A 15,914-nucleotide genomic window follows, 5' to 3' on the forward strand; every position below is an offset into this window, starting at 1 on the left:
CCCCTCCGTCAGCGCTTCGCGCTGCCACCTCCCCACCAGTGGGGAGGATTTAGATGGCCGCTTCCCACCCAAAGCGGACGGCCATCAACGCTCTAATCGCACGCCTTATGCAGTTTCCATGCCAGCACCGACGACACCAGGCACATTGCGGCGACCATCAGCAGCGTGTCGTCGATCGTCAGACCGATCCCGATCAGGACGCTGAGCAGCAGGGTCGCGGCCACCATGAAGCCCGAGTTGACGATGTTGTTCGCCGCGACGGTGCGTGCAGTTTGCGATTTGGCGACGGTGGTGGTCAGGAAGGCGTAGAGCGGGACGACGAACATGCCGCCGGCGATCGCGATGCCGAGCAGGTCGAGGATGATGCGGTCGCCGGTGGTCAGTGCCAGAAAGTCGCGCCAATTCATCAGGCCGGTGCCGACATGGTCCCAGCCTTTGACGTTCCACCACAGGTCGAGCACGAACAAGCCCATGACGATCACCGAGCCCGGCGAATAGCGCGCCGAGACATGGCCCTTGAGCAGCCGGTTGACGATGATCGAGCCGATCGCGACGCCGACCGAGAAGATGGCGGTGAACAGGGTCGCGACGGTGTTGTCGGCGCCGAGCGCATTCTTGACCAGCGGCGGGAACTGCGCGGCGAGGATGGCGCCGATCGCCCAGAAGAAGCTGATCGACACGATCGCGAGGAACAGACGCGGGATGTGCATCGTCGAATTGACCAGCCGCCACGACGAGCGAAACACGTTGTAATCGATGACCAGCCCCTTGGCCTCGGCTTCGGGGGGGGCGGCGGGGACATAGTTGGCGGTCAGGCGGCCGATGATCGCGACGATGATGATGCCGGGGATCGCGATGTGCGGCGGGGTGAGGCCGCCGACGATGGTGCCGCCGAGAATGGCGATATAGGTGCCCGCCTCGACCCAGCCGGTGCCGGCGAGAACCTCGTCCTCCTCCAGATGCTGGGGCAGGATCGCATATTTGATCGGGCCGAAGAAGGTCGAGTGGGTCCCCATCGCGAACAGCGCGAGCAGCATCACCGGCACCAAATGCAGCCAGATGCCGATGGCGCCGACGACCATGATCGCGATTTCGGCGGTCTTGATCAGGCGGATCATCCGCGTCTTGTCGGTGCTGTCGGCGAGCTGCCCGGCGAGCGCCGAAAACAGGAAGAAGGGCAGGATGAACAGCCCGCCCGCCAGCGCGTTGAACCACGCCTCGGTCTCCGGATCCTTGTAGATGGTGAAGGTGACGAGGATCACCATCGCCATCTTGTAGAAATTGTCGTTGAAGGCGTTGAGGAACTGGGTAGCGAACAGGGGCAGGAACCGGCGTTGCTTCATCAGCGCAAAGGAACCGGTCATTGAAAATCCACTTTTGCAGCCTGAAAATCGCACGACGCCGGATCGTCACGGCAATATTGTTGTCGCGCGGGGGGCTTATCGGTTAGGGCGGACGCGGTCAAAGCCCATTTTGGAACGGACACGTCTGCGGGGATCATGCTCAGTCTGCCGAACATCCTGACATTGTCGCGCATTTTGGCGGTGCCCATCCTGCTGTTCCTGCTGTGGCCCGGGGTGGTCGAAGGATCGCACCAGCCCAAGCCGATCGACTATGCGCTGGCGTTCGGCCTGTATTGCCTGATGGGCATTACCGATTATTTTGACGGTTATGTGGCACGGTCGCGTGGCATCGTGTCGCGGCTGGGGGCGTTTCTGGACCCGATCGCCGACAAGATCATGATCGCGGCGGTGATTTTGCTGCTGGTCTTTACCCGCGACATCACCGGTTATCACGTCATCGCGGCGCTGATGATCCTGCTGCGCGAGATCATCGTGTCGGGATTGCGCGAGTTCCTCGCGACGTTGCAGGTGTCGATGCCGGTGACCCAGCTGGCGAAGTGGAAGACGACGTTCCAGCTGGTCGCGTTCGGCGCGCTGATCCTGGCCGGCGCAGTGCCGGCGATGGAATGGGTCAAGCTGGTCGGGCTGGCGTCGCTGTGGGGCGCCGCGGTGCTGACGCTGATCACCGGGTGGGACTATCTGCGCGTCGGCCTGAAGCATATGGACTAGATGGCGCTGACGATTAGCTATTTCGCCTGGGTCCGCGAGCGGATGGGGGTGGCCGACGAGGTCGTCGATCTGCCGGCTGCGGTGACCGACCTGCCCGCGCTGCTGGCGTGGCTGGCGGCGCGCGACGCACGCGGTGCGGCGGCCTTTGCCGAACCGCAACGGATTCGGGCCGCGGTCGATGGCGTGATGATGGGGCCGGGAGCGCCGCTGATCGGGGCGCGCGAGGTGGCGCTGTTCCCGCCGGTGACGGGCGGATGATCCGCGTCGCGGTGCAGGCGGCGGCGATCGACGTCGGCGCCGCGTTCGACCTGCACGATGCCGGCGGCCATGGCGCCAGCGCCAGCTTTATCGGTCGGGTGCGCGGCGACGGCGATCTGACCGAGCTGTTCCTGGAGCATCATCCGGTGATGACCGAGGCGGGGCTGGGCGATCTGGCGCATGTCGCGGCCGACCGGTGGAGGCTGGCGGCGCTGACCCTGATCCACCGCGTCGGGGCGATGGGGCCGGGCGACACGATCGTGCTGGTGCTGGCGAGCAGCCCGCACCGCAGCGAGGCGCTGGCGGCGTGCGAGTTTCTGATCGACCGGCTGAAGACCGACGTGATGCTGTGGAAGCGCGAGACGTTCGGAGATGGGCGGGTGGCGTGGGTCGAGGCGCGGGCGGGGGATGCGGCGCGGGCGGAGCGGTGGGGGTGAGCTAAATTCCGTTCGTCTCGAGCGAAGTCGAGAGACGCTTGCTTTGCGCATGCCTTCGCGTGTCTCGACTTCGCTCGACACGAACGGGCTCGATGGTTCGGTTTAACCCCCCCGATGCGCCCGGAAAATATCCGCCAGCATCTTGAACTCGTCGGCGCGTGGGCTGCCTTTGCGCCACACCAGCGCGATGGTGCGCCAGTCGTGGTCCGAATCGAGGGGGCGGGTGTCGATGTCGGTGTGGTCGAGGATACCGGCCTCGATCGCCATCTGCGGCAGCATCGTGATGCCAAGGCCGTTGTCGACCATCTGGACGAGGGTGTGCAGCGAGGTCCCCATCATCCGCGCCCCGGCGCGCAGTTCGGGGCGGTTGCATGCGGCGAGGGCGTGGTCCTTCAGGCAATGGCCGTCCTCGAGCATCAGCATCTGCGCGGGGTCGATCTGGTCGGCGCTGACCATCGCGGGCAGGTCTTCGGACTGGTCGCCGGGAAAGGCAACGAACAGTGCGTCGTCGAACAGGTTTTCGACCTCGACGTCGCCGCACGCATAGGGGAGCGCGAGGAGGACGCAGTCGACGGTGCCGTGGTGGAGCGATTCGCACGCCTGCGCGCTCGTCTCCTCGCGCAGGAACAGCTTGAGCGCGGGACGTTCCTTGCGCAGCAGGCGCAGCATGCCGGGGAGCAGGAAGGGCGCGATCGTCGGGATGACGCTCATCCGCAGCTCTCCGACCAGCGGCGCGGCGGCGGCGGCGGCCATGTCGACGAGCTCTTCAGCCTCGCGCAGCACGCGATGCGCCTTGTCGACGATCGCATTGCCGAGCCCGGTGAAGCGCATGACGCGGCGCGTGCGTTCGACGAGGGTCTGGCCGAGCAATGTTTCCAGCTCGCGGATCCCCGCCGACAGCGTCGATTGGGTGACGTTGCAGGCGTCGGCGGCGCGGCCGAAATGGCCGTGTTCGCGCAGCGCGACGAGATATTGCATCTGCTTCAGCGACGGGAGGTAATATTGCATTGATCGGATATAGCCATGACCGGTGCAGTTTTGAACAATATGTTCGATAATTATTCGCGGCCATATTGGCGGCGATTGTTGCCCGGCCGGGCCGCGGCGTGATAGCCTGTCGCCGACCAAGGGGCGGAGGGGCGGATGGCGATTTCCCGTTTTCTGATCGGTGGGGTGGCGAGCGCGCTGCTGCTGACCGGCGGCCTGTTTATGTGGGCCGGCTATACGCAGATCGCCGAAGAGGCGGTGCTGCCCGAACCGCCGCCGGCGCTGGCGGCGATCCCGGTGGCCGGGTCCGATGCGCCGACGCGCGGACCGGCGCCGCCGGCCCTGCCCGCGGCGAAAGAGGCGTCGCGCGAGGAACGCCGCTTCAACCGGTTCGACCGCGACCGCAACGACCGGATCAGCCGCGTCGAGTTGATGTCGTCGCGCACCGCGGCGTTTCGCAAGCTCGACAAGGACGGCAACAATCTGCTGACCTTCGAGGAATGGGCGGCGACGACGGGAACGCGCTTTGCCGGGGCCGACGGCGACAAGTCGGGCGACCTGACGCGGGCGGAGTTTGCGACAACGGCGCCGAAGCGTGCGGTCAAGGCGGCGTGTAAGTGTTGAGCATATCGATCCTCCCTGTGGCGAAGCCATGGGGAGGTGGCAGCGCGAAGCGCCGACGGAGGGGCATTTGCACTACCGTCGCGGCCCCTCCACCATTCACTTCGCGAACGGTCCCCCTCCCCATGGCTTCGCCACAGGGAGGATTTGCGACGGTTATGCGGCGACGCCGTCCGCGACTTTCATCCACTCAGCGAGTGAAGCCCCCGCGCGCTGCGTATATCCCAGCTTGCGATCCTTCTTCCGCACATCCTCGGCGAGCGGCGGGAAGAGGCCGAAGTTGACGTTCATCGGTTGGTAGGTCGCGGCATCGGCGCCGCCGGTGATATGGCCGAGCAGCGCGCCGAGCGCGGTCTCGGGCGGCGGCGGGGGCAGGGCGCGGCCCGCGAGTTCGGCGGCGGCAAACCGCGCGGCGATCAGGCCGATCGCGGCGCTTTCGACATAGCCTTCGCAGCCGGTGATCTGGCCGGCGAAGCGGATATGCGGCGCCGATTTGAGGCGGAGCTCGGCGTCGAGCAATTCGGGCGAGCGGATGAAGCTGTTGCGATGCAGCCCGCCGAGGCGCGCGAATTCGGCTTTTTCGAGGCCGGGGATGGTGCGGAACAGTTCGACCTGCGCCGCGTGCTTCAGCTTGGTCTGGAAACCGACCATGTTCCACAAGGTGCCGAGCGCATTGTCCTGGCGCAGCTGGACCACCGCGTATGGCCATCTGCCGGTGCGCGGATTGTCGAGGCCGACGCCCTTCATCGGGCCGAAGCGCAGCGTTTCGGGGCCGCGCTCGGCCATCACTTCGATCGGCATGCAGCCTTCGAAATAAGGGGTGCTCGACTCCCATTCCTTGAATTCGGTCTTGTCGCCGTCGACCAGCCCCTGGACGAAGGCGTGATATTGCTCCTTGTCCATCGGGCAGTTGATATAATCCTTGCCGTCGCCGATCGGGCCGACCTTGTCCCAGCGGCTCGCCATCCACGCCACGTCCATGTCGATGCTGTCGCGGTAGACGATCGGGGCGATGGCATCGAAAAAGGCGAGCGCATCCTTGCCGGTCGCGGCGCCGATGCTGTCCGCCAGGCTGGCGGCGGTGAGCGGGCCGGTGGCGACGATGGTCAGACCCGCGGTCGGGAGTGTATCGACGCGTTCGCGGACGATGGCGATGTTGGGATGGCTTTCGAGCGCGCGGGTGACGCCCCCCGAAAACAGGTCGCGGTCGACCGCGAGGGCGGAGCCGGCGGGGACCTTGTGGACGTCGGCCTCGCGCATGATGATCGAGCCCAGCGTCCGCATCTCGCGGTGGAGGAGGCCGACGGCGTTGCTGTCGCCGTCGTCGCTGCGAAAGCTGTTCGAGCACACCATTTCGGCGAGCGCGTCGCCCTGATGTGCCGGGGTCATGTCGCCCCCATCCGGCATATTGGCGCCGCGCATTTCGGACAGGCGGACGCGGAAACCCGCCTCAGCGAGCTGCCAGGCGGCTTCGGATCCGGCGAGGCCGCCGCCGATGATGTGCACGTCGTATTCCGCCATTTACCCTATCCGTTGACTTGCGACCAATCTGCCGCGCACTAGGCGGGTTCGGGGCAAGATGCAAAGGGGCGGGCATGGGTGAGCAGGGGTGGGCCAGAGCCGGAGATCGCGCACGCTGGTTGTGGCTGGCGGCGCTGGTCGGCGGGATCAGCTATTTCGCCGCGGTGTATCTGCGGCTCGACGGGCCGGCAATCTGGGCGTGGAAGGCGTCGGGGGTCGGCTTGCTCGCGGTGTGGGCGGCGGCGAATGCGCGGAGCGGCGACGGGCGGCTGATCGCGGCGGTGCTGGCGTTCGGCGCGCTGGGTGACTGGTTGCTCGATGCGGTCGGGATGCTGGCGGGGGCGGCAGCGTTCGCGGCGGGGCATCTGATCGCGATCATATTGTATCTGCGCAACCGGCGGCCCAGCCTGACGTCGTCACAGAAATTGCTGGCGTGGGTGCTGGTGCCGCTGGCGCTGCTGGTCGCCTGGGGGCTGACGCGCGGCGCCGAGGCGGGGCTGATGGGGGCGGCGATTGCGTACACCGGCGGGGTGGCGATCATGGCGGCGACCGCGTGGACGAGCCGCTTTCCGCGCTACCGCACCGGCATCGGCGCAATGGCGTTTCTGGCCAGCGACCTGTTCATTTTTGCCGGTGAGGGCGGGACGCTGTCGAAGGACGTGACGTTGTGGCTGGTGTGGCCGCTGTATTTCGGCGGGCAGGCGCTGATTGCGTGGGGGGTGGTGAGTAGGCTGGCGGAGGAGGCGTAGCTGCGTGGCGGGAAGCGACCGGTGGTGACCTAAAGCGATCCTCCCCCGCAGGGGGAGGGGGACCACCCGCAGGGTGGTGGAGGGGCACAGGAGGTCATACGCCGCGCTCGACACCGCGTACCCCTCCACCATGCTTCGCATGGTCCCCCTCCCCGTACCGGGGAGGATCGCACCGTCGACTTCCCGCCCCCAAGTAGCCGCTTCGCCCCGACCCTACCCCTCCCACGCCGCGATCGTCGTGCGGTGGAGCAGGCGGTCGTGGCCGTCGTAGCCGCCGGTGGCGCGGTGGAGGAGCGAGCGGTTGTCCCACAGGATGAGCATGTCGGGTTCCCAGACATGGCTGTAGCGGAACTCCTCGCGGCCCTGCCATTGCAGCAATTCGTGGAGTATCGGCAGTGCCTCGGCATCGTCCATGCCGTCGATGCCCACGATGTAACCGGCGCAGCCGAACAGCCCCGCGCGGCCGGTTTCGGGGTGGCGGCGGATGAAAGGGTGCAGCTGCGTCGCCAGCGCTTCGTCGCCCGAGCGGATGTCCATGCTGCGATGCTTGTCGTTCGCGCCATACATGCCCGACGGCGCATAGCCGCCGCGCGCGCTGTGGATCGCGCTCCGCCCTTCGATTTTCGCGCGCAGCGCAGCAGGCATCGCGTCGAGCGCGGCGTGCTGGTTCGAAAAATCGGTGTTGCCGCCGACCGGCGGGATGGTGATCCCGAACAGGCAGGTGCCCGCGGGCGGGCGGGCCTGAAAGCTCCAGTCGCTGTGCCAGTTTTCGGCGAACAAGGGCGAGGTTTCGTCGGCGCGGCGCCGGACCGCGATCACATGTTCGCGCCCGGGGATCGGCTTGATGAAGGGATCGTCGCCGAAGCCGCCGAAATATCGGGTGAAGCGCTCGAGATCGTCGTCGGTCATGTTCTGATCGGGGAAGGCGAGGACATGGTAATCGAGCCACGCGGCGCGGATGTCGGCGACGAGGTCGGGGGCGAGCGGCCGGGTCAGGTCGACGCCGGTGACGCGGGCGCCGCACGACTGGCCGCTGGGAGTGATGGTCAGGGTCATCCCGCGATGCTGCGCCGATTGGGGCGCGGGGTCAATTGCCCGCCACGCGGCCCGCTTGCGCTGGTGGGAACACCAAGCTAGGAGGCGCGCACTCGCATGGACCCGGTGCAAATCCGGGTGGCTATTCCGGCCGCCGATCCGCCGGACGACATCACACATGAAATCCTGTTCGCGCCCAAGCTGGCGCCATGTGCCTTGTTGTGGAATTCCAATGTCCGTTTCCTTGTCTTCCTATCGCCAGCAGTGGTTCACCGACGGTGCCTCGCTGCGCCGCGAAATTCTCGCCGGCATCGTCGTCGCGCTGGCGCTGATTCCCGAAGCGATCGGCTTTTCGATCATCGCCGGGGTCGATCCGCGCGTCGGGCTTTACGCCTCGGTCGCGATCGCGATGGTCGTCGCCTTTACCGGCGGCCGCACCGGCATGATCTCTGCCGCCACCGCCGCGGTCGCGGTGCTGGTGATCCCGCTCGTGCGCGATCATGGCGTCGAATATCTGTTCGCGGCGACGATCCTGATGGGGTTGATCCAGATCGTCGCGGGACTACTCCGGCTCGACCTGCTGATGCAGTTCGTGTCGCGGTCGGTGATCACCGGATTCGTCAACGCGCTGGCGATCCTGATTTTCATGGCGCAGCTACCGCAACTGACCAACGTCGGCTGGGAAACCTATGCGATGGTCGCGGGCGGGCTGGCGATCATCTATCTGTTGCCGCGCCTGACCAAGGCGGTGCCGTCGCCGCTGGTCGCGATCCTGATCCTGTCGGCGATCAGCATCGGTTTCGGCCTGCCGGTCAATACGGTCGGCGACATGGGCAAATTGCCCGAGGGACTGCCGAGCCTGGCGTTGCCGAATGTGCCGCTGACGTGGGAAACGCTCCGGATCATCCTGCCCTATTCGCTGACCATGGCAGCGGTGGGCCTGCTCGAAAGCCTGCTCACCGCGCAGATCGTCGACGACATGACCGATACCGACAGCGACAAGCAGCGCGAATGCGCCGGGCAGGGCGGGGCGAACATCGTGGCCGCTTTCTTTGGCGGCATGGGTGGCTGCGCGATGATCGGCCAGTCGGTGATCAACGTAACCTCGGGTGGCCGCGGGCGACTATCGACCTTTACCGCCGGCGCGTTCCTGCTGTTCCTGCTGGCGGTGCTTGGTCCGTTTGTCGGGCAGGTGCCGATGCCCGCGCTGGTCGCGGTGATGATCATGGTGTCGATCGGCACCTTCAGCTGGAACTCGATTCCCAACCTGCGCCGCCATCCGCCGACGTCGTCGGTCGTCATGCTGACGACGGTGATCGTGGTGGTGGCGACGCACGACCTGTCGCTCGGCGTCTTGGCAGGGGTGTTGTTGTCGGGGGTGTTCTTTGCCGGCAAGGTGCGGCGGATGTTCGCGGTCGAGCGCGAGGTGTCGGCCGACGGCGTGACCGCGACCTATCGCGTCACCGGGCAGATTTTCTTCGCCTCGGTCGATCGCTTTACCCGCGCGTTCCAAACCGGCGACGGGGCGGACACGGTGCTGATCGATGTGTCGGCGGCGCATTTCTGGGATATTTCGGGGGTCGGGGCGCTCGACAAGATCGTCGCGCGGCTGCGGCGCGAGGGGCGGCGCGTGGACGTCGTCGGTTACAATCGCGCCAGCGCCGACATCATCGACAAATTCGCGCTGCACGACAAAACCGGCGTCGAGATTGGCATGGTGCCGCATTGAGCGCAGCGCGGGAGCGTGCGCGATCAATGTAGACGCCGCCGTCTTTTTTCCGCATCCTGACGCCACTGCCCCTCGATCGCGGCGAAGGAATTCCGATGAAGATGCTGATGAAAATTGCGTTGTCGCTTGGCGCCGGCCTGTCGCTCGCCGTTCTGCCTGCAGCGGGCATCGCAGCGCTGGTGCAAGGCGTCAAGGCGCCCGACTTCACGCTGACCGCGGCGCAGGGCGGCAAGGAATTCCGCCTGTCGCTGAAACAGACGCTGCGCGGCGGGCCGGTCGTGCTCTATTTCTTCCCCGCCGCTTTCACCCCCGGCTGTACGATGGAAGCGCATCTGTTCGCCGAGGCGAACGGCAAGTTCAACCAGCTCGGCGCGCGCGTGATCGGGGTGACCGCGGGCAATATCGACCGCGTCGCCGAATTTTCGCGCTCGGCGTGCCGCGACAAATTCGCGGTCGCCGCCGATCCGGGCGCCAAGGTTGCGGCGCAATTCGACGCGACGATGCAGCGCCCCGACGGATCGATGCTGTCGAGCCGAACCTCCTATGTGATCGCTCCCGACGGGACGATCCTGCTCGCCTACACCGACAGCAAACCGCAGGCGCATGTCGAAAAGGCGATGGCGGCGGTGCGCGCATGGAAGGCGCGGCGGCGGTAAGCTGACCCGGAGGCGGAGGACGAGGGGGCGTTGACGACCGGTTGTTGACCTGACCGCGCAAGGTCATGAAACGTCGGTTTCCTACCCCTAGACCCGCCATTCGTCATTTCGTTACCGCCAGTTACCGACAAAAAAAGGGGCCGCAATCGCGACCCCTTCCTATGCGTCCGCGCGAATCGTCCTACCGCTTGTCCACCGCGACATAGGGGCGTTCGGTCGGCCCGGTGTAGAGCTGGCGCGGGCGGCCGATTTTCTGGGCGGGGTCGGAGATCATTTCGTTCCACTGCGCGACCCAGCCGACGGTGCGGGCGAGGGCGAACAGCGCGGTGAACATCGTCGTCGGGAAACCGATCGCCGACAGGATCACGCCCGAATAGAAATCGACGTTCGGAAACAGCTTCTTCTCGATGAAATAGGGGTCGTTGAGCGCCATTTCCTCAAGCTGCAACGCCACCTCGAACACGGGGTCGGTGACCTTCAGCGCCTCGAACACTTCGCGCACCGTCTTCTGCATCACGGTCGCGCGCGGATCGTAGTTTTTATAGACGCGGTGGCCGAAACCCATCAGGCGGAACGGATCGTCCTTGTCCTTGGCGCGCGCGATATATTCGGGGATGCGTTCGGGGCGGCCGATTTCGCGCAGCATGTTGAGCGCGGCCTCGTTCGCGCCGCCGTGCGCCGGGCCCCACAGGCAGGCGATGCCCGCGGCGATGCACGCGAAGGGATTGGCGCCCGACGAGCCGGCGAGGCGGACGGTCGAGGTCGACGCGTTCTGCTCGTGATCGGCGTGGAGGATGAAGATGCGGTCGAGCGCGCGCTCGACGACCGGATTGACGACATATTCCTCGGCCGGAACGCCGAAGGTCATGCGCAGGAAATTGCCGGTGTAGCTCAGTGAATTGTCGGGATAGACGAACGGCTGGCCGACCGAATATTTATACGCCATCGCGGCGATCGTCGGCATTTTCGCGATCAGCCGGTGGCTGGCGATCATGCGCTGGTGCGGGTCGTGAATCTCGGTCGAGTCGTGATAGAAAGCGCTCAAGGCGCCGACGACACCGCACATGATCGCCATCGGGTGCGCGTCGCGCCGAAAGCCGCGATAGAAGGTCGCGAGCTGTTCGTGCAGCATCGTGTGGCGGGTGATCGTGTGGTCGAAGGTCGCGAGTTCGTCGCCGCTCGGCAATTCGCCGTTGAGCAGCAGATAGGCGACTTCCATGAAGGTCGAATGTTCGGCGAGTTCGCCGATCGCATAGCCGCGGTGGAGCAGCACGCCTTCGTCGCCGTCGATATACGTCAGGCTGGAATCGCAGCTCGCGGTCGAGGTGAAGCCGGGATCGTAGGTGAAGGCGCCGGTCTGCGCATAGAGTTTGCGGATGTCGATGACGTCGGGGCCGACGGTGCCCTTCAGCACCGGGCTGTCGACGCTGGTGTCGCCCAGGGTGATTTTTGCGGTCTGGTCGGTCATGGCTTTTCCCCTGTTCTGACGGCGGGCGAGAGAGTGGCTACGCCCCTGCCGGATAATGTTGCGCTGCGTCAAGTCGCGCCAGGCTGGTTTCGCGCCCGAGCAGCAGCAGCACGTCGAAAATTCCCGGGGAGACGGTGCGGCCGGTGAGCGCCGCGCGGAGCGGACTGGCCAGTTTGCCGAGTCCCAGTTCGGCGGCTTCGGCCTCGGCCCGCACGGCGGCGTCGAGCTCTTCCGTCGTCCACTGGTTCAACCCGCGCAGCCGCTGCGTCACCGCGGCCAGCAAGCCTTCGGGCGCAGCCTTTAGCACTTCGGCGGCCTTTTCGTCCACTGGCAACGGATCGGTTTGAAACAGGAACATCGCGCCGTCGGCGATTTCGTCGAGCGTCTTGGCGCGGGGTTTGAGCGAGTCCATCGCGCGGGTCAGCACGTCGCGTTCGGCGTCGCTCAAAGCGCGCCCGGCGAGCGTTTCGACGCGCGGCAGGGCGAGCGCCGCCAGCCGCGCATCGTCGGCCTCGCGCAGATAATGGCCGTTGAGATTTTCCAGCTTCTTGAAATCGAAGCGCGAGGGCGAGCGGCCGACATGGGCGAGGTCGAACCATTCGGTTGCCTGGGCGCGGCTGATGATCTCGTCGTCGCCATGGCCCCAGCCGAGGCGGAGGAGATAATTGTTCACCGCTTCGGGAAGATACCCCATCTCGTCGCGATAGGCATCGACGCCGAGCGCGCCGTGGCGTTTCGACAGCTTGGCACCGTCCGCGCCGTGGATCAGCGGGACATGCGCATAAACCGGCTGACGCCAGTTCATCGAGCGGATGAGCGCGAGCTGGCGGAAGGCGTTGTTGAGATGGTCGTCGCCGCGGATGACGTGGGTCACGCCCATGTCGTTGTCGTCGACGACGACGCTGAGCATATAGGTGGGGGTGCCGTCGCTGCGCAGCAGGACGAAGTCGTCGAGTTCGGCGTTCTGGACGGTGACCTCGCCCTGGACCTTGTCGGCGATCGTCGCGGCGCCGTCCTGCGGCGCGCGCAGGCGCAGGACGTGCGGCGCGGCAGGATCGCCGTCGTTACGGTCGCGCCAGGGGCTGCGGACGCGGAACGGCTGGCGCTTTTCCTGCGCCTCGGCGCGCATCGCGGCGAGTTCGTCCTGGGTCAGATAGCAGCGATAGGCTTCGCCTTTCGCGAGCAGCTCGTGCGCGACCTCGGCATGGCGCGGGGCGCGGGCGAACTGGAACACGGTCTCGCCGTCCCAGTCGAGGTCGAGCCAGCTCATCCCGTCGATGATCGCGTCGATCGCGGCGTCGGTCGAGCGAGCGCGGTCGGTATCTTCGATTCGCAGCAGGAATTTGCCGCCATGGTGGCGTGCGAACAGCCAGTTGAACAGCGCGGTGCGGGCGCCGCCGATGTGCAGATAGCCGGTCGGCGACGGGGCGAAGCGCGTCACCACGGCGGTGCCGCTCGCCTCGCCACTCGCTTCGGGCGTCGCTTCGGTCGAATGTGTCTGATTTTCGGTTGCCACCAACGCCTCTTTCACTCACCTTGCCGCTGTTCTGAGCGGGGACGGGGGTGCCCCTAGCATGGCGACAAGGCAGCTTCAAACGCCCATTGCCGTGCGCCCGGCCGGCGGCTGGCGCCGGCTGGGCGACGCGATCGAGGCGCGGCTGGAGGCGGAGCGCGAGCGGATTGCGCTGTGGCTGCCGGTCGCGCTGGGCGCGGGCATCGCGCTGTGGCTGGCGCTGCCGAGCGCGGCGCACTGGATCGGGGCGCTGCTGGCGCTCTGCGCAGGCGCGCTCGCCGGCCTGCTGATCGGGTGGCAACGCTGGTCCGGACGGACGGTCGCCATCGGTTGCGGTGTCGCCGCGGCGGGGATGCTGCTGATCTGGGGGCGCGCGCTGTGGGTGGCGGCGCCGGTGCTTGCGAACCCCGTTACCACCAGTTTTTCGGCCGAGGTTGAGCGCGTCGATGCCTTGCCGGCGCGCGGGCAGGTTCGCCTGATCCTGCACCCGCAGGCGCGGCCCGACCTACCGCCGCGGCTGCGCGCTACCGCCACCGAGGCACAGGCGGGGGCGGTGCTGCCGGGCGAGCGGATCGGGGTGCGCGCGCGGTTGATGCCGCCGCCGACCGCGAGCCTGCCCGGCGGCTATGATTTTGCCCAGCGGGCGTGGTTCGACCGGTTGGGCGCGGTCGGCACGGTGATTGGCGACATTGCGCGCGTGCCCGGCGCCGGACAGGCGCCGGCACCGCTACGCACGCGCCTGACCCGCCATATTCATGGCCAGGTCGACGGGTCGGCGGGCGGGGTGGCCGCCGCGTTGGTCACCGGCGACCGCGGCGCGATCAGCGAGGCCGACGACGAGGCGATGCGGCGCAGCGGGCTGGCGCATCTGCTGTCGATCAGCGGGCTGCACGTCACCGCGGTGGTCGGCTTCACGATGTTGCTCGCGATGCGGCTGCTCGCGCTCAGCTGGCGGCTGGCGCTGCGCGGGTGGGTGCTGCCGCTCGCCGCCGCGGCGGCGGCGCTGGTCGGGGGCGGCTACACGTTGCTTGCCGGGGCCGAGGTGCCGACGCTCCGCTCGTTCATCGCCTCGCTGCTGGTGCTGCTCGCCTTCCTGCTCGGGCGCGAGGCGCTGACGCTGCGGCTGGTCGCGGCGGGGGCGTTGCTGGTGATGCTGTGGCGGCCCGAGGCGCTTGCTGGACCGAGTTTCCAGCTGAGCTTCGCGGCGGTCACCGCGATCGTCGCGCTGCACGAAAGCCGGTGGATGCGCGCGTATATGGCGCGGCGCGCCGAACCGTGGATTTTCCGCTTTGGCCGCGGCGTCGGCGGCTTGATCCTGACCGGACTGGCGGTCGAGGCGGCGCTGGCGCCGATCGCGCTGTTCCATTTCCACAAGGCGGGGCTTTATGGCGCGCTGGCCAACGTCGTCGCGATCCCGCTGACCACCTTCGTCATCATGCCCGCCGAGGCGCTGGCGCTGTTGTTCGACAGCGTCGGGCTGGGCGCGCCCTTCTGGTGGGCGGCCGAAGCGGCGCTCAAGGCGCTGATCGCGCTCGCGCATTGGGTCGCGGCGGCGCCCGGCGCGGTCGCGACGCTGCCGGTGTTTCCGCCGTGGGGTTTTGCGGTCGCGATGATCGGCGGGCTGTGGATCCTGCTGTGGAAGACGAGCTGGCGGCGCGCCGGGGTGGTGCCGCTGGCCGTCGGCATGGCGACCTTGCTGGCGCAACCGCGCCCCGATGTGCTGGTGACCGGCGACGGCAAACATATCGCCGCCGCGCTGCCCGACGGAAATTATGCGCTGCTGCGCGCCCGCGCTGGCGATTATGTGCGCGACACGATGGCCGAAGCCGCGGGGATCGACACCCCGCTGGCGGCGTTCGCCGATCTGGCGCATGTCGAATGCAACCGCGATTTCTGCCGCTGGACGCAGGACGGGCGCGTCGTGCTGGCGTCGCGGGGGCGCGACCGGATCGAGGGAACCGATATGGCGGCGGCGTGCGCCGCGGCCGATGTCGTGATCAGCGATCGCTGGCTGCCGCACGAATGCTCCGCGCGCTGGTTGACGATCGATCGCGACAGCCTGGCCGAAAGCGGCGGCATCGCGCTATATCTGAAGGACCGCCCGCGCGCCGTCACCGCGCTACGCCGGGGCGACGGCCATCCGTGGCGGCGCCCCGAGCAGCTTAGTGGTAACGACGAAGCAATCCCGACAGGCGTCCCTGGACGATGACGCGGTCGGCGGGGTAGCGCTGCGGTTCGTAAGCGCTGTTCGCGGGGTCGAGGCGGATCATCTTGCCCTCGCGGCGGAAATATTTGAGCGTCGCATCTTGCCCGTCGACGAGCGCCACGACGATGTCGCCTTCGCGCGCGGTGCTGGCTTTCTGGATCAGCGCATAATCGCCGTCGAAAATGCCCGCCTCGACCATCGAATCGCCCGATACTTCGAGCGCATAATGTTCGCCCGCGCCGAGCAGCGCGGCGGGCACCGCGAGATTGTTGTGATCCTCGAACGCCTCGATCGGCACGCCGGCGGCGATCTTGCCGTGCAGCGGCACCTCGACGATGTCGTTGGCGGCGATCGGCCGCATCGCCGGCGCCGGCTTGCGCAGCGGGACGATATTGTCGTTATCATTGCGCACCGCGGCCTTGCCGCCCTCGGGCAGTTTGACCACCTCGAGCGCGCGCGCGCGGTTGGGCAGGCGGCGGAGGAAGCCGCGTTCTTCCAAAGCGCTGATCAAGCGGTGGATGCCCGACTTCGATTTGAGCCCGAGCGCTTCCTTCATCTCTTCGAACGATGGCGAAATGCCGCTCGCGTCGAGTTTTTGCTGAATGAAATGAAGCAGTTCATGCTGCTTGGCGGTCAACATCGATCAATCTCCGTCAGGGCCA

At 67.0% G+C, this 15,914-nt stretch carries 15 protein-coding genes and 1 other annotated feature; of the genes, 8 read left to right on the forward strand and 7 right to left on the reverse strand.

Going from position 1 to position 15,914, the window contains the following annotated elements; genetic code table 11:
* Positions 1 to 92: 92 nt before the first annotated feature.
* Positions 93 to 1,364: an MFS transporter gene (locus HEQ22_RS04925; RefSeq protein ID WP_432770085.1), complete on the reverse strand. Its 1,272-nt coding sequence runs from the start codon at positions 1,362 to 1,364 to the stop codon at positions 93 to 95.
* A gap of 135 nt (positions 1,365 to 1,499) precedes the next feature.
* Between HEQ22_RS04925 and pgsA the strand changes: the two genes are divergently transcribed.
* From pgsA to HEQ22_RS04940, 3 genes are read left to right on the forward strand one after another with little or no spacing between them, the layout of a single operon-like run.
* Positions 1,500 to 2,072 (forward strand): CDP-diacylglycerol--glycerol-3-phosphate 3-phosphatidyltransferase, encoded by a 573-nt coding sequence (pgsA, locus tag HEQ22_RS04930; protein ID WP_432770086.1) that lies wholly within the window; start codon positions 1,500 to 1,502, stop codon positions 2,070 to 2,072.
* A complete protein-coding gene (locus tag HEQ22_RS04935; RefSeq protein WP_432770087.1) occupies positions 2,073 to 2,330 on the forward strand; it encodes a MoaD/ThiS family protein in 258 nt (85 codons plus the stop codon). It abuts the gene before it with no gap.
* A complete protein-coding gene (locus HEQ22_RS04940) occupies positions 2,327 to 2,767 on the forward strand; it encodes a molybdenum cofactor biosynthesis protein MoaE (protein ID WP_432770088.1) in 441 nt (146 codons plus the stop codon). The genes HEQ22_RS04935 and HEQ22_RS04940 overlap by 4 nt, the downstream gene beginning before the upstream one ends.
* A gap of 102 nt (positions 2,768 to 2,869) precedes the next feature.
* Here HEQ22_RS04940 and HEQ22_RS04945 read toward each other — a convergent pair whose 3' ends face one another.
* Positions 2,870 to 3,775: a hydrogen peroxide-inducible genes activator gene (locus HEQ22_RS04945; protein WP_432770089.1), complete on the reverse strand. Its 906-nt coding sequence runs from the start codon at positions 3,773 to 3,775 to the stop codon at positions 2,870 to 2,872.
* A 135-nt stretch (positions 3,776 to 3,910) separates the two neighbouring features.
* On the opposite strand from HEQ22_RS04945, the gene HEQ22_RS04950 reads away from it, so the two are divergent.
* Entirely contained in the window at positions 3,911 to 4,378 is a 468-nt protein-coding gene (locus tag HEQ22_RS04950; RefSeq protein ID WP_432770090.1) for a hypothetical protein, read from the forward strand.
* Positions 4,379 to 4,531: 153 nt separating this feature from the next.
* Here the strand turns inward: HEQ22_RS04950 and trmFO are convergent, their stop codons facing one another.
* The gene (trmFO, locus tag HEQ22_RS04955; RefSeq protein ID WP_432770091.1) at positions 4,532 to 5,896 is read right to left on the reverse strand and encodes a methylenetetrahydrofolate--tRNA-(uracil(54)-C(5))-methyltransferase (FADH(2)-oxidizing) TrmFO; all 1,365 of its coding nucleotides are present in this window, start codon (positions 5,894 to 5,896) and stop codon (positions 4,532 to 4,534) included.
* 74 nt (positions 5,897 to 5,970) lie between these two features.
* Between trmFO and HEQ22_RS04960 the strand changes: the two genes are divergently transcribed.
* On the forward strand, positions 5,971 to 6,645 hold the full coding sequence (locus tag HEQ22_RS04960) for a lysoplasmalogenase family protein (protein ID WP_432770092.1): 675 nt from the start codon (positions 5,971 to 5,973) through the stop codon (positions 6,643 to 6,645).
* A 213-nt stretch (positions 6,646 to 6,858) separates the two neighbouring features.
* On the opposite strand, the gene HEQ22_RS04965 is transcribed toward HEQ22_RS04960, so the two are convergent.
* Positions 6,859 to 7,701 carry a TauD/TfdA dioxygenase family protein gene (locus HEQ22_RS04965; protein WP_432770093.1) on the reverse strand — a complete coding sequence of 281 codons (843 nt, stop codon included), beginning with the start codon at positions 7,699 to 7,701 and terminating at the stop codon, positions 6,859 to 6,861.
* Between the two features lie 95 nt (positions 7,702 to 7,796).
* Positions 7,797 to 7,852, forward strand: a sequence feature (sul1 is cis-regulatory element that is thought to sense ions involved in sulfur or methionine metabolism; They are found in Alphaproteobacteria).
* A 60-nt stretch (positions 7,853 to 7,912) separates the two neighbouring features.
* On the opposite strand from HEQ22_RS04965, the gene HEQ22_RS04970 reads away from it, so the two are divergent.
* Positions 7,913 to 9,409: a SulP family inorganic anion transporter gene (locus HEQ22_RS04970; RefSeq protein WP_432770094.1), complete on the forward strand. Its 1,497-nt coding sequence runs from the start codon at positions 7,913 to 7,915 to the stop codon at positions 9,407 to 9,409.
* Between the two features lie 107 nt (positions 9,410 to 9,516).
* Positions 9,517 to 10,065: a peroxiredoxin gene (locus tag HEQ22_RS04975; protein WP_432770095.1), complete on the forward strand. Its 549-nt coding sequence runs from the start codon at positions 9,517 to 9,519 to the stop codon at positions 10,063 to 10,065.
* A 181-nt stretch (positions 10,066 to 10,246) separates the two neighbouring features.
* Here HEQ22_RS04975 and HEQ22_RS04980 read toward each other — a convergent pair whose 3' ends face one another.
* Both HEQ22_RS04980 and gltX read right to left on the reverse strand, forming a co-directional pair.
* On the reverse strand, positions 10,247 to 11,533 hold the full coding sequence (locus tag HEQ22_RS04980) for a citrate synthase (RefSeq protein WP_432770096.1): 1,287 nt from the start codon (positions 11,531 to 11,533) through the stop codon (positions 10,247 to 10,249).
* A gap of 37 nt (positions 11,534 to 11,570) precedes the next feature.
* Positions 11,571 to 13,049, reverse strand: coding sequence for a glutamate--tRNA ligase (gltX, locus tag HEQ22_RS04985; RefSeq protein WP_432770097.1), 1,479 nt, complete (start codon positions 13,047 to 13,049; stop codon positions 11,571 to 11,573).
* 91 nt (positions 13,050 to 13,140) lie between these two features.
* Here gltX and HEQ22_RS04990 point away from each other — a divergent pair, with 91 nt between their 5' ends.
* Positions 13,141 to 15,255: a ComEC/Rec2 family competence protein gene (locus HEQ22_RS04990; protein WP_432770098.1), complete on the forward strand. Its 2,115-nt coding sequence runs from the start codon at positions 13,141 to 13,143 to the stop codon at positions 15,253 to 15,255.
* Here HEQ22_RS04990 and lexA read toward each other — a convergent pair.
* Positions 15,209 to 15,892, reverse strand: a complete 684-nt coding sequence (gene lexA / locus HEQ22_RS04995) for a transcriptional repressor LexA (protein ID WP_432770099.1) — start codon at positions 15,890 to 15,892, stop codon at positions 15,209 to 15,211. The two genes, HEQ22_RS04990 and lexA, sit on opposite strands and share 47 nt — an antisense overlap.
* Positions 15,893 to 15,914 lie beyond the last annotated feature (22 nt).

Origin of the sequence: Sphingopyxis sp. (assembly GCF_050916055.1) — a bacterium.
Taxonomy (GTDB): domain Bacteria; phylum Pseudomonadota; class Alphaproteobacteria; order Sphingomonadales; family Sphingomonadaceae; genus Sphingopyxis.